Origin of the sequence: Labedella endophytica, assembly GCF_003990045.1 — a bacterium.
GTDB classification, from domain to species: Bacteria; Actinomycetota; Actinomycetes; order Actinomycetales; family Microbacteriaceae; genus Labedella; species Labedella endophytica.
Genome location: NZ_RZGZ01000002.1, coordinates 447,308 through 460,254, shown reverse-complemented (window position 1 = coordinate 460,254; position 12,947 = coordinate 447,308). Strand labels below are relative to the sequence as shown.

General features: G+C 68.9%; 11 protein-coding genes. 9 read left to right on the top strand and 2 right to left on the bottom strand.

What is annotated here, in order from left to right; all coding sequences use genetic code 11:
* The first annotated feature begins 89 nt into the window (after positions 1-89).
* The 4 genes from ELQ94_RS05705 (at position 90) to ELQ94_RS05690 (ending at position 6,060) form a co-directional block, all read left to right on the top strand.
* Complete coding sequence (locus ELQ94_RS05705; RefSeq protein WP_127048088.1) at positions 90-2,471, top strand: M1 family metallopeptidase; 2,382 nt, start codon at positions 90-92, stop codon at positions 2,469-2,471.
* Positions 2,472-2,504: 33 nt separating this feature from the next.
* Positions 2,505-3,542 (top strand): lactonase family protein, encoded by a 1,038-nt coding sequence (locus ELQ94_RS05700; RefSeq protein WP_127048086.1) that lies wholly within the window; start codon positions 2,505-2,507, stop codon positions 3,540-3,542.
* A gap of 37 nt (positions 3,543-3,579) precedes the next feature.
* Positions 3,580-4,719, top strand: a complete 1,140-nt coding sequence (locus ELQ94_RS05695) for a hypothetical protein (RefSeq protein WP_127048084.1) — start codon at positions 3,580-3,582, stop codon at positions 4,717-4,719.
* Positions 4,720-4,785: 66 nt separating this feature from the next.
* The gene (locus ELQ94_RS05690) at positions 4,786-6,060 is read left to right on the top strand and encodes a DUF445 domain-containing protein (RefSeq protein ID WP_127048081.1); all 1,275 of its coding nucleotides are present in this window, start codon (positions 4,786-4,788) and stop codon (positions 6,058-6,060) included.
* Positions 6,061-6,072: 12 nt separating this feature from the next.
* On the opposite strand, the gene ELQ94_RS05685 is transcribed toward ELQ94_RS05690, so the two are convergent.
* Entirely contained in the window at positions 6,073-6,975 is a 903-nt protein-coding gene (locus tag ELQ94_RS05685) for an alpha/beta fold hydrolase (protein WP_127048079.1), read from the bottom strand.
* An 89-nt stretch (positions 6,976-7,064) separates the two neighbouring features.
* Here ELQ94_RS05685 and ELQ94_RS05680 point away from each other — a divergent pair, with 89 nt between their 5' ends.
* The 5 genes from ELQ94_RS05680 (at position 7,065) to ELQ94_RS05660 (ending at position 12,228) form a co-directional block, all read left to right on the top strand.
* The gene (locus tag ELQ94_RS05680; protein WP_127048076.1) at positions 7,065-7,538 is read left to right on the top strand and encodes a MarR family winged helix-turn-helix transcriptional regulator; all 474 of its coding nucleotides are present in this window, start codon (positions 7,065-7,067) and stop codon (positions 7,536-7,538) included.
* A 50-nt stretch (positions 7,539-7,588) separates the two neighbouring features.
* Positions 7,589-9,073 carry an SDR family NAD(P)-dependent oxidoreductase gene (locus ELQ94_RS05675; RefSeq protein WP_127048074.1) on the top strand — a complete coding sequence of 495 codons (1,485 nt, stop codon included), beginning with the start codon at positions 7,589-7,591 and terminating at the stop codon, positions 9,071-9,073.
* Positions 9,067-9,279: a putative acetyltransferase gene (locus tag ELQ94_RS05670; RefSeq protein WP_127048072.1), complete on the top strand. Its 213-nt coding sequence runs from the start codon at positions 9,067-9,069 to the stop codon at positions 9,277-9,279. The genes ELQ94_RS05675 and ELQ94_RS05670 overlap by 7 nt, the downstream gene beginning before the upstream one ends.
* 83 nt (positions 9,280-9,362) lie before the next feature.
* Complete coding sequence (locus ELQ94_RS05665; protein WP_127048070.1) at positions 9,363-10,652, top strand: Fic family protein; 1,290 nt, start codon at positions 9,363-9,365, stop codon at positions 10,650-10,652.
* Between the two features lie 109 nt (positions 10,653-10,761).
* Positions 10,762-12,228 (top strand): purine-cytosine permease family protein, encoded by a 1,467-nt coding sequence (locus ELQ94_RS05660; RefSeq protein ID WP_127048068.1) that lies wholly within the window; start codon positions 10,762-10,764, stop codon positions 12,226-12,228.
* Between the two features lie 33 nt (positions 12,229-12,261).
* Here the strand turns inward: ELQ94_RS05660 and ELQ94_RS05655 are convergent, their stop codons facing one another.
* Positions 12,262-12,888 (bottom strand): TetR family transcriptional regulator, encoded by a 627-nt coding sequence (locus ELQ94_RS05655; RefSeq protein WP_208007560.1) that lies wholly within the window; start codon positions 12,886-12,888, stop codon positions 12,262-12,264.
* Positions 12,889-12,947 lie beyond the last annotated feature (59 nt).

The following is a 12,947-nucleotide window of genomic DNA, read 5'->3' as shown; positions in this document are numbered from 1 at the left end:
CACGGAAACGCACGTCGCGTAGTGTCGGGCCGACCGGGCGCATCGCCGCGCGGGTCAGGATCCTTCTCACCGTCGCACGAAGGGGCGCCATGTCGCCGATCAGCTCCGCCGCTCGTTCCTCCCGCCCGCGTCTTCCCCGGCAGCGCCTCGCACGTGTCGCTGCCGGCGTCGTCGCCCTGAGCATCGTGGGGGCCGGCGCGTTCGTCGCCGCTCCCGCCCACGCCGCAGAACCGGGAGGACAGACGACGGGGGACTCGCTCTTCCCGAACGTCGGCAACACCGGCTACGACGTGCAGCACTACGACATCGCCATCGACTACGACCACGACAACCGCACTATCGACGCGACGACCGAGATCGAAGCCACGGCGACGGTGGAGCTCTCGTCCTTCAGCCTCGACCTCGAGGGCCTCTCCGTCGACGCCGTGCTCGTGGACGGTGCCCCCGCGGAATTCACCCGGATCACCGATGCGGATACGACCACGTACAAGCTCGTCATCACGCCCGCGACGCCCGTGACCGGCGCGTTCACGACGACCGTCGAGTACTCGGGAGAGCCCACCGAGCACATCGACCCCGACGGCAGCTCGGAGGGATGGGTCGCGACCCCCGACGGTGCGACCGCCGTCAACGAACCGGTCGGCGCGATGACGTGGTTCCCGAACAACAACACGCCGCTCGACAAGGCCACCTTCGACATCGATGTCACGATCCCCACGACGATCGGCGGCGGAACCGCTGCGGCGGTCAGCAACGGCGAGCTCGTCGGTCGGATCGACGACACGGACGCCGGCACGACGACGTGGTCGTGGGAGCAGCAAGAACAGATGACGACGTACCTCTCGCTCGTCTCGATCGGCCGCTACGACATCCACGAGTCGACGATCGCGCTTCCGAGCGGACGCGAGATCCCGGAGTGGAGCTTCATCGACTCGGACCTGAGTGACACGCGCAAGGCCACCTCGCTCGCCTCGCGCGACGAGATCGAGACGGTGCTGGGCTGGCTCGAGACGGCCTACGGCGCGTACCCCGGCAACAGCACCGGCATCGTCGTCGACAACGCGGGGCTCGGTTACGCGTTGGAGACGCAGGACCGGTCGTTCTTCGACCGCTCGGCCGGCCTCGGCACGCTCATCCACGAACTCGTGCATCAGTGGTTCGGCGACGCTGTGACCCTCTCCGACTGGAGCGACATCTGGCTCAACGAGGGGCCGGCCGAGCACATCGGCTCGGCCGCCACCGCGGCGCTCTACGGCGGGGACGACACCGAGTCCGTGTGGTACTCGGAGTGGGAAGGGACACCGGAGTCGAGTTCCGCCTGGACGGTGCCCGTCGCCGGTTTCGACGACCCCGCGGACCTCTTCGGCTTCCAGGCCTACACACGCTCCGGCATGGCACTCGAAGCGCTCCGCCTCTCGATCGGCGACGAGGAGTTCCAGGAGATCTTCCGCCAGTGGTACGAGCGCCTCAACGGGAGCGACGGCTCCACCGCCGACTTCATCGCTCTCACGGAGGAGATCTCGGGCGAAGATCTGGGCGCGTTTTTCCAAGACTGGCTGTTCGACCTCGACAAGCCGGAATGGCCCGACGTGTGGACCCTCGACCTCTCCGCGGGCGCTGCGACGGACACTCCGCTGTCCCGCGGTGACAGCGTCACGTACACGCTGACGGCGGCGAACACGGGCCTCGGCACTCTCGGCGGCACGACCGCCGTCGCGGACCTGTCGCAGGTGCTGCCCTGGGCGAGCATCGACCCGACGAGTCTGGCGGACGGGCTCTCGCTCGACGGCGACACCCTGACGTGGACGGTTCCGGAGGTCGCCTCGGGAGCCGGCCCCTCCGTCGCGTCGTTCACGGCGACCGTGTCCGACGACGCGTCCACCGGGCCGTTGGTCCTCGCGGTCGCGCCGGAGGGCCTCGGCGCGACGTGTGGTGTCTGCGAGATCTCGACCCCGATCTCGGCCTACGCGATCGACCCGGTCGGCGCCCCGACGATCGCGGGCGAACCCGCGGTCGGCGAGACGCTGACGGCCGCCCCCGGCGAGTGGGCCGACGGGACGACGTTCGCGTTCCAGTGGTTCCGGATCGCCGAGGACGACCTCGACAACGCGGCGGAGTCCGACCTGGTCGCCATCGACGGTGCGACCGGAACGACCTACGAGGTCAGGTCCGACGACGTCGGATATGCCTTCGTCGTCGCGGTCACCGGAACCCTGCCGGGCTTCGTGTCGCCCGCGCCGTCGTTCAGCGAGCCGACCGCCGTCGTGCTCGCGCCCCAGGCCGTTCCGTCCCCGACGGACCCGCCGTCGGACCCGCCGTCGGACCCGCCGTCGGACGGTCCCGACGACGGGCTGGCCGTGACGGGTTCGGACGGCGCGCCGACGCTCGCTGCCGCCGCCGTGCTCCTCTTCGCTCTCGGCGCGGCCGTCACGATCTGGGCGATGCGTCGGCGTCGCGACGCGGAGGTCTGAGCGGCCGACGCCTGCGGTGTCTACGATCGAGGGATGACCGATTCCCTCGTCCTCGTGGCCAACTCCGGTGACGGCAGCATCAGCACCTTCCGTTTCGACGGCGACTCCCTCGAGCGGCTCGCGGTGACCGGCGGTCTCGCCGGCACGTCGACGTTCGTCGTCGACGGCGATCGAGACCTCGTCTATGCGGGGGTGAAGCCGGGCGACGGGCACGAGGCGTCCGGCATCGTGACCCTGCGGCTCGATCGCGAGAGCGGCGCGCTCTCGGAGATCTCGCGCCGCGACCTCACCGGCGGCGGCATGAACTACCTCGCCCTGGCTAGCGGCGGCACCGTCCTGCTCGGCGCCTCCTACGGCGGCGGCTTCGGCATCAGCGCACTCGTTACGGACGGGGTGGTGGGCGAGCCCGTCAGCCGCATCGAATACGCCAACCTGCACGCCGTGCAGCCGAGCGCCGATGGCCGCTTCGCCTACTTCGTCTCCCTCGGCGACGACCTCATCGCGCAATACTCTCTCGGCGCCGACGCCGCCCTCACCCCGCTCGACCCGCCCACGGTCGAGGCGCCGACCGGCAGCGGTCCGCGCCACCTCGTGCTGAATGCGGCCGAGGACGCGGTCTACGTGCTCACCGAGTTCTCCGGGCAGGTGCTGCACTACGCGCGCGACGGCGAGACGGGTGCGCTCGAGCTCCGTGAGGGTGCCGACTTCTTCCACCCGACCCAGGGACTGTCGGTGAGCCGGTTCGGCGCCGATCCGCGCGACGAGCACCTCATCTGGGGCGCCGACCTGCACCTGGCCGACGGTGGACGCCGCGTCTGGGCGTCCGAGCGCACCGCGAGCACGCTGAGTTCCATCGCTGTCGCCGCGGACGGTTCGCTCACGTCGTCGGGATCGTTCGTCGCGACCGAGCCCCAGCCGCGTGGCTTCGCCGTCAGCCCGGACGGGCGCCACCTCGTCGTCGCCGGTGAGCTCTCGACGACCGTGTCGCTCTACACGGCCGGTGGAGACCAACTGCAGTTGCTGCAGCAGGTCGAGACCGGAGACAAAGCGAACTGGGTGCGATTCGTCTGACCGGAGCCGGTGCACCGCAGGAGAGGAGACTCCGCCGATGACGGTCCGCTACCCGCGCCGGTTCGAGTACTTCCGTCTCGAGCCTCTCGGTGATCCTCCCTACCTGGACCCCGACGCTGCGCGGGAGCGCTACGAGACGGGTGCCGGTCTGAGTGTCGTCGAGGACACTGATCCACCCGGGTGGTACCTGGAGGTCTCGGCACAGCGGCAACGGTTCACGGTGACCTTCTACGCATCGAGCACGACGCCACTGCGGACAGTGACGTGGGAGAAGAACGACGATGTGCTGCAGTGCCGTCGGATCCTCGATCTCTACTACCCGGATGGCGACCCCGGCCGCCGCGTCCCCTACGTCGAGGTGACGACCGTCGCCCAGCAGATCTTCTCCGACGGGGTGGTCGACGTCACCCTCTCGTCTCCCACCGTGCCGGATCAGCTCCGCGAGGTGACGAACGCCCCGATGACGCTCTTCCGCACCGACGTACCGGCTTTCGGCGAATGGACGCCGCTGCTCCTCGCGGCCATTACCGACACACGCCGACGGTTCGGCCCCGACGCGGTCGCAGCTGCCGCGTCGGATATGGAGAACCTGGTTCCCTTCGGGCTTCCGAGCACCGACCGGGCGGCCCTGGTCGCGCGCTCCCGGGGGATGGCGCTCCTTGCCACGCTGGACGAACCGCAACCCATACCGTCCTCAACGGCCACGCGTCCGTGGGTGGACATCGGCTCCCCGATGGTCGATCGTGGGTTGTCCGCGATCTTTCCCCTGGCCTCGGCCGGCGCGGAGGCGCCGGGAGCGAGAGAGCGGCTGCACGCCGTCCGCGACCGACTGCAGATGGACGCCATCCACTTCTACGGCGGTGACCACTTCCATGCCGAGACGGTCCTTCGAGCAGAGGAAGGGTACGGGCGGAACATCGCACGGACCGGGATCGAGACCATGGGCCCGGTATATGCATGGCGCGTCGGTGGTCACGCCGCCGTCCTCGTGCACGGACGCGACCGGCTCGACGAGACGGAGACTCTCGCGTTGCATGTCATTCCCGCCGACTGGGTCTGGGAGCGTCTCGGCGCTGCCGACACCAAGCGTGGGCAATCCCGACGCCGTCGCTCCGCGAGGGAACGCGATGTTGCCGACGCGAGCTGGACCTGGCCCGATTCGCGTGAGGACGGATGAGCCGGGTGCGATTCGTCGCACCCGCTCGGGGAGGATTGTCGGGAAGCTGCGTGCGAGGATGACCGGATGCCGCACACCTCGACCACCCTGCTGAGCCCCGCCGACCAGGAGCGACGACGCGGTCTGCGGACCATGAAGGGGGTCGCGCTCGGCGCGCTGCTGTTCATGGCGGTGCTCTTCGTGATCGCGTTCGTGCTGCAGGAGCAGTGCCCGGCACTGGCCTACGTCCGTGCGTTCGCCGAAGGCGGCATGGTCGGCGCTCTGGCCGACTGGTTCGCCGTGACCGCGCTGTTCCGGCATCCGCTCGGCATCCCGATTCCGCACACGGCGATCATCCCGAACCGCAAGGACGAGATCGGAATCAATCTCGGTGAGTTCGTCGAGACCGAGTTCCTCCGCGGGGACGTCGTGCGCACCAAGCTCGACAGCGCCGGGGTCGCCGCGCGGCTCGGAGAGTGGCTGAGCGTCCCTGAGCACGCCGAACGGGTCGGTGCGGAGGGATCGCTCATGGCGGCGAGCGTCCTGCGCGCCCTGAGCGACGACGACGTCAACGACGTCATCGAGGACCTCGCCCGGAAGCATCTGATCGAGCCGGAGTCGGGCCCGCCGCTCGGTCGTTCACTCGGCACCGTCGTGGAGTCCGGTGCGCACCATGGTGCGGTGGACCTCGCTCTCGACAGCATCGGGACATGGCTGGACGCCAACCACGCCGCGTTCACGGGACTCATCTCGAGGCGCCTGCCGTCCTGGCTCCCCTCGGTCGCCTCCCGCCTCGTCGATGACACGGCGTACAACGAAGCCGTGAAGTTCGTCGCCGCAGCCCAAGCCGACCCGCAGCACCCGGCCCGCCTCGCGATCGACGGATACCTCGAACGGCTGGCCGACGACCTGCAGAACGACCCGACCACGATGGCCCGACTCGACGACGCCAAGGCGACGGTGTTCGACAGTCCCCGGGTGCGCGAGCTGGCTTCGGATGCCTGGAACACCGCTAGGGCCGGCCTCCTCGACTCGCTCGCCGACCCGCAGAGCGGCCTGCGCCGACGCGCGGTGCAGGTGCTCGGCGACATCGGCGCGCGGCTCACGACGGATCCCACACTCCAGCGCCGTGTCGATGGGCGGGTCGTCGATGCCGCCGTCTTCCTCGTCGACCGGTACCGGCACGATATCGCGTCCATCATCACTGACACGGTCGCGCGGTGGGACGCGGAGGAGACCACCGAGAAGATCGAGCTGATGGTCGGCCGCGACCTGCAGTACATCCGGCTGAACGGCACCGTGGTGGGAGCCCTCGCGGGACTGGTGATCTTCACGATCGCGCACGCCGTCCTGGGTGGCTGAGGCGACTCCTCGCTAGCTTGCGGCGGCCGCCGCTGCGTCGATCGGCTCGATGAAGCCGAGGACCACGCGCGCGAGCTCGTCGGGGACTTCCTGCGCGACGAGGTGACCGACGTTCTCGATCCTCACGCTCGTCGGCTCCCCGGTGCTGACCTGGCGGAGGCTGTTCGCCGTGAACGGGAAATTCGGACCGTCTACTGCGAGCACGGGCATCGGAAGTGGACTCGACTCGGCGAGGGCCTTCGTCCGTCCGTCGTCGGTGAAGAGGGAACGGTACAGCCCCGCACTGCCGTGCCAGGCGTCGGGACCGGTATAGGCACGGACGAATTCGTCGAGATCCGCCGAGGTCACACCATCGGGCGTCGTGCCCATCACCCCGTAGGCCCACTCCACCAGATCGCGTTCGTGACCGTCGAGCATCAACTGAGGGATGCCGGGGCTGCCGAGGAACCCGAGATGCCAGGAGCCACCGTTGTTGACGTCGGCGAGCATCTCGAGTCCGAAGCCGGCGAAGGTCGTCTCGACGCCGATGAAGCTCGACACCGCGCCGGGATGGGTCGCCGCGAAGGTGAAGGCCAGTCCGCCGCTGATGTCTTGGGCGAGCAGGTGGACCGGTCCGACGTCGAGGTGCTCGACGAGCGCACGGAGGTCCTCCGCGAACGCCTGCTCGCTGTAGTCGTTGCGCGCGTCCGTGCTCGAATCCCCGAAGCCCCGGAGGTCGACGGTGTAGACGCGGTGCGTCCGGGCGAGAAGGGGGATCACCTGGCGGAAGGCCCACCAGGTCTCCGGCCAGCCGTGCACGAGCAGGATCGGGGACCCGGTGCTGCCGGCCGAGACGTAGTGCAACTCGACTCCGGCGACGTCGAGGCTGTGATGGGTCGCTCCGGGCAGTGTGACGGTGGGTGCTAGCGAAGGCATCGCCGCTCTCTCTCATGATTGACAACATGGTTGCCTTTCAAGGTAGGCAACTAGGGTGTCAAAGTCAAGCGTGATCGTATGATGGGCTCATGACACGTGCCGGCGCCGATCTCGCGTTGCTCCTGCTCGCGGGGTTCCGCACCTTCGCCGACCGCGGTGCGGAGGCACTCGCGCGACGAGGCTTCGACGACGTCCGTCCAACGCACGACTTCGCCCTGCGTGCGATCGCCGCCGGGGCGGACAACCCCTCGGAGCTCGCGCGTCGACTCACGGTCACGCGCCAGGCCGCCGCCAAGACCATCGCGGTCCTGGAGGAACGGCGCTACATCGATCGACGTCCGGATCCGTCAGACGGACGCCGCCTCCGACTGACGATCACTGCGAGGGGGGACGAGCTCATGCGGGCGGGAGATGCCGTCTTCGCCGAGCTTCGAGCGGGCTGGGAGGCGCAGGTCGGGAGCGTGCGCATCGGTGAGGCCGAGGAGGCCCTCCGAGCCCTCGTCGGAGACGGTGTGATCTCAGTGGACTCGCCCGACTGGTCGACGCGGGACCTCGATTCCTGACGTCCGATTCGTCGACCCCAGCCGCTCTCTCTCGCGGCGTAGAATCTCGTGTGCCCTCCGCTCCGTCCGACCCCTCCGACCTCCCCGAACCCAGCGGTATCTCGCCGGACGACCTCGCCGTCGCGCTCCGTGTCCTCGGGCAGCTGCCGGAGATCGACGAGTCGCACCCCGATTTCATCGCTGTCCGCCAGGCGACCGCGAAGATGTTCAAGGCCGTGAAGCGGGCACACCGGCTCGAGAAGCGCGCGGTGATCGCCGACGCCGATCGGCTCGTGATCGCCGCCACCGCGACGGGGGCCGCCGATCGCATCGACGACGAGACCCGTGGCATCCCCATCGGCACGTCCACGACGGCGCCCACCGCCGGCACCCTCCTGAAGTCGCGGCCGTGCTACATGTGCAAGCAGCAATACACGGTCGTCGACGCCTTCTACCACCAGCTCTGCCCGTCGTGCGCGGCGATGAGCCACGCGAAGCGCGACGCGCGCACCGACCTGACCGGCAAGCGCGCGCTCCTCACGGGTGGTCGCGCGAAGATCGGCATGTACATCGCGCTCCGATTGCTGCGCGACGGCGCCCACACCACCATCACCACGCGCTTCCCCCGCGACGCGGTGCGCCGGTTCACGAGCCTGCCCGACTCGGCCGACTGGATCTCGCGGCTCAAGGTCGTGGGCATCGACCTGCGCGACCCCGCCCAGGTGATCGGGCTCGCGGAGGACGTGGCGGCGGCCGGGCCCCTCGACATCCTCATCAACAACGCCACGCAGACGGTGCGCCGGTCGCCGGGCGCCTACCAGCCCCTCGTCGACGCGGAGCTGTCGCCGCTCCCGGACGGTCCGCTGCCCGAGCTCGTGACCTTCGGTCACACCAACGACGAGCACCCGCAGGCGCTCGCCCGGTCGGTCACGGCGCACCCGATCCTCGCGGCGGCCGCGGCGCGCGCCGAGGAGCTCACGGAGCAGGCGATGGCACCGGGATCGAGTTCCATCGAACGCCACGCAGCCGGCACGGCGATCGACGCCGGCGGACTGGTGCCCGACCTGCACGACGTGAACTCGTGGACGCAGCACGTGAACGAGGTCGACCCGCTCGAGATGCTCGAGGTGCAGTTGGCGAACACGACGGCCCCGTTCATCCTCATCTCGAAGCTCCGCCCGTCGATGGCGGCGAGCGAGGCGCAGCGGACGTACGTGGTCAACGTCAGCGCCATGGAGGGCGTGTTCGGTCGCGCCTACAAGGGCCCGGGGCACCCGCACACGAACATGGCGAAGGCCGCCGTGAACATGCTCACGCGCACGAGCGCGCAGGAGATGTTCGAGACCGACGGCATCCTCATGACGAGTGTCGACACGGGCTGGATCACCGACGAGCGGCCGCACCCGACGAAGATCCGGCTCGCCGAGGAGGGCTTCCACGCGCCTCTCGACCTCGTCGACGGCGCCGCCCGCGTCTACGACCCGATCGTGCGCGGAGAGGCGGGGGAGGACCTGTTCGGGATCTTCCTCAAGGACTACAAGCCGAGCGCATGGTGATCTTCCCGCCCCCGGGCACGCGCGTGGTGGTGCGGTACCTGCTGCCGACCGGCCAGGCGACCGACGCCCTCGGTGTGCTCGTCAGCGCCGACGAGACGACGCTCGTCGTCGACGGCAAGCGCGGCCTCGAGACCGTCGCCGTCGACACGGTGATCGCTGCGAAGCCGGTTCCGCCGCCCCCGGCGTCGCGACCGCGCCGCCTCTAACCGTTACCGTTCATCGAGGAAATATCCTTTATCGGTGATAAAGTAAATTTTCGACGGGCGGCGTCGAGGTCGGGGGTGCGCACATGGCGAGCTATGTCGATCTCTTGTGGAACCCCGAGGATGCCTCCCACCTTGCGCGAAAAGACCGAGCCGCCGGCCGGTATCGAGCGTACGTGCCCGACGAACTCGGGGAGGAGCTGCCTCGCATCGGGTCTGAAGCGCAGCAGGCGGCCGAAGATGCACTCACGATCCTCGCCCGTGCCGACGAACGGATCGGCGCTCGAGGGGGGTATCTCAACCATCTGCTGATCCGTTCCGAGAGCATCTCCTCGTCGTGGATCGAGGGAAACAGGGTGACCCCGAAGAAACTCGCGATCGCGGAACTCCTCCAGCAGGGAACGCGAGTGGCTCTCGATGTCGTTGCCAACGTCCGTGCCACGGAGGACGCCATCGCCGCGCTTGCCGATCGCGATCGCCGCGTCACGACGACCGACCTCGAGCACCTTCAGCACGTCATCGAACCGACGTTGGTCGAGGGCCTCCGAACGGAGCAGAACTGGGTCGGCGGCACCGGGTGGAGCCCCCTTCGAGCCGCCTTCGTCCCGCCCCCGGAGGGGGAGGTCCCCCGCCTGATCGAGGACCTCGCTCGGTTCGTGACAGCGACGGAGGGGAACCCGATCGTCCGCGCTGCGATCGCCCACGCCCAATTCGAAACGATCCACCCGTTCATCGATGGCAACGGCCGCACCGGGCGTGCGCTCATCCATACGGTGCTCCGCCGCACGGATGCCCTCCGGAACACGCTGATTCCGATCAGCACCGTCTTCGCAGGGGATACGGATTCGTACATCGCCGGATTGACCGCGTTCCGCGACGAGCCGTCCCGTGTGGACGAATGGATCATCGGTTTTGCTCGAGCCGCGGAACTCGCGGCCGGGAACGCGGCGCGCCTGTCCGACGATCTCGCAGCGCTCGACGGTGTCGTGTACGACGACCTCCTCCGTCAACGTGCGCAGAGAGGTGTCTCGCCGGTGAAGCCACGGAGCGATTCGGTCGTACTCCGCATTCTCGGAGGGCTCTCGACCGATCCCGTTCTGACCATCGAGACGGTCACGTCGCGGCACGGCGTATCGGCGGGGGCAGCACACCGTGCGCTCGTCGAACTCGCCGATGCGGGTGTGCTCGGGCGCAGTCGCGACCACAAAGGGAAGCTGGTCTGCTGGACGGCGGACCGCCACCTCGCGCTCGTCGGCCTGACGGAGAGAAGCAATCGGGTCGGAGGGGGAGATACTGATCACCGCAAGCCTCGCGTGGGACCGCCCGCTCCTGTTGTCGACCAGGTCGGGACTCTGCGCCCGGCTGAAGGCGACTGAACGGGTCTATAGGTCGAAGCTATGGCAATCCGCGGACAACACGGTGTTGTGCGATATCAGCGGGTCGCAATATCGTCGGGCAACCGCACTGTCGCTCCCGAGGAGAATCATGAACCCGACCCCGACGGCCACCTCCAAGCCGGGGATCACCCCCACGGAGACCATCGAGACGCGCTCGATCAACTGGGTCCCGCTCGATGAGCGCAGCGGCAAGCCGTGGTCGCTCTTCCCCCTGTGGTTCATGTCGAACGCCAACGTGACGACGCTCGCGACGGGCATGCTCGGCGCCGCCCTCGGGGCATCGCTCGTCACCTCGCTCCTCGCGATCGTCCTGGGAGTCGCCGTGGGCACGGTGTTCACCGCGTTCCACTCGGCGCAGGGGCCCCAGCTCGGCCTTCCGCAGATGATCCAGTCGCGCGCCCAGTTCGGCTACCGTGGTGTCATCCTGATCTGCGCGATCGTGGTGTTCAGCCTCGTCGGCTTCAACATGTTCAACCAGATGCTCGCGGCGGACGTGCTCACGATGACGACGGGTCTCGACGCGAACCCGCTCTGGTACATCCTCGTCTCGGGGCTCGCCGTCCTGCTCGCGATCTTCGGCTATCACTGGATCCACAAGACGCAGAAGTGGCTGACGCTGCTCTTCCTCGTGACCTTCGGTGTCTTCACGGTCGCCGCGCTCGTCGTCGTTCCGCTCGACCCGTCGCAGTTCACGTTCGAGGGCTTCAGCTGGGTGGCTTTCCTGGTGCAGTTCGGCGGCGCGGCCGCCTATGCCCTCGGCTGGGCGCCCTACGTGTCGGACTACTCGCGCTACCTCCCGCCCCAGACGAGCCCGGCGCGGGCGCTCTGGTACACCTACGGCGGCGTGTTCGTCGGTGCCGTCTGGCTCATGGCCCTCGGCGCGCTCGTGGCCGCGGCCTTCTCCGGCGCCTCGCCGCTCGAGGGCGTCCGCGACGCCGCCGACCTGATCCTCCCGGGGGCTGGCCTCTGGCTGCTCGTCGCGGCGCTCCCCGGACTGATCAGCGTCATCACAATCAACATCTACGCCGCGTCGCTCGAGCTCATCACGATCCTCGACTCGATCAAGGCCGTGCGCCCCACCCGGGCGCTGCGCATCGTCGGGTGCCTCGTGATCGCCGCGGCCGCCGTGATCGGTTCGCTCGTGAGCACGGGGGAGTTCCTCGCCAACTTCGGCAGCTTCCTCGTCATCCTGCTCTACGTGCTCGTGCCGTGGACGTCGGTGAACCTCGTGGACTACTACCTCGTGCGGCGCGGTCGCTACGCCGTGAAGGAGATCTTCAACCCGGCGGGCGTCTACGGGGCCTGGGGCTGGCGCGGTCTCACGGCCTACGCCGTCGGCATCGTCGCGATGATCCCATTCGTCGTGACCGTGTGGTTCACCGGACCGGTCGCGACGGCCCTCGGCGGCGCGGACATCGCCCTCTTCGTGGGGCTCATCGCGTCGGGAATCGCCTACGTGATCCTCGGGCGGGGGATCGATGTCGCGGCGGAGGAGCGTGCGGCCGCCGCCGACCGTGAATCCTCCGGCGAGCACGCCGTGCGCTTCGGCGACTAATCCCGTGCGGACGGGAGTTGGGTACGTCGGCGACTAGTCCCGCGTGGACGGGAGCGGGGCGCTGAACCGTAGCCCGTTCACGAGCAGGTCGATGCCGAACACGAACTCGGTTGCCGGCGTCGAGGCTTCGACCTCGATGCCGTCGGCCGTCTCGGCGACCGCGCCGAGGCTGTCGTACTGCATCCGCTGTTGCTCGTGGAAGACGTGTCCGAGCACGAAGTGCAGCATCGCGGTCGCGGCCCGGTCGACGGTGCGGTCATCGAAGTCGCCGCCGGCGATCGCCGAGGCGAGACGGTCGTGCGCCACGGTCGAGCCGAGCCCCATCGCGAGGGTGCTCGACACCACCTCGGCACCGTCCCGGTAGGTCAGGAGTGCATCGCGCAGGGCGGCGGCCTCGGTGGTGACCTGCGCGGTCCACTCCGCCTCTGCCCCCGACTCCGCCCGGCTGCGGGAGCGGCGCGAGACGATCCGGTCGGACAGCTCGGCGAGCATGCTCTGCTTGTTGTGGAAGTGCCAGTAGAGGGCACTGGGCTGCACGCCGAGCGCTGAAGCGAGGCGCCGCATCGTGAGATCGGGCAGACCCTGCTCGTCGAGGATGTCGAGTGCCGCCCGCACGACGTCCTCGCGCGAGTGACCTCGGCTGCGGGCGGGTGTCGTCATGGGCACCACTATAGTGAACGGTGTTCTAGTGAACACTGTTCAGGTAAAGGTGTTCAGGT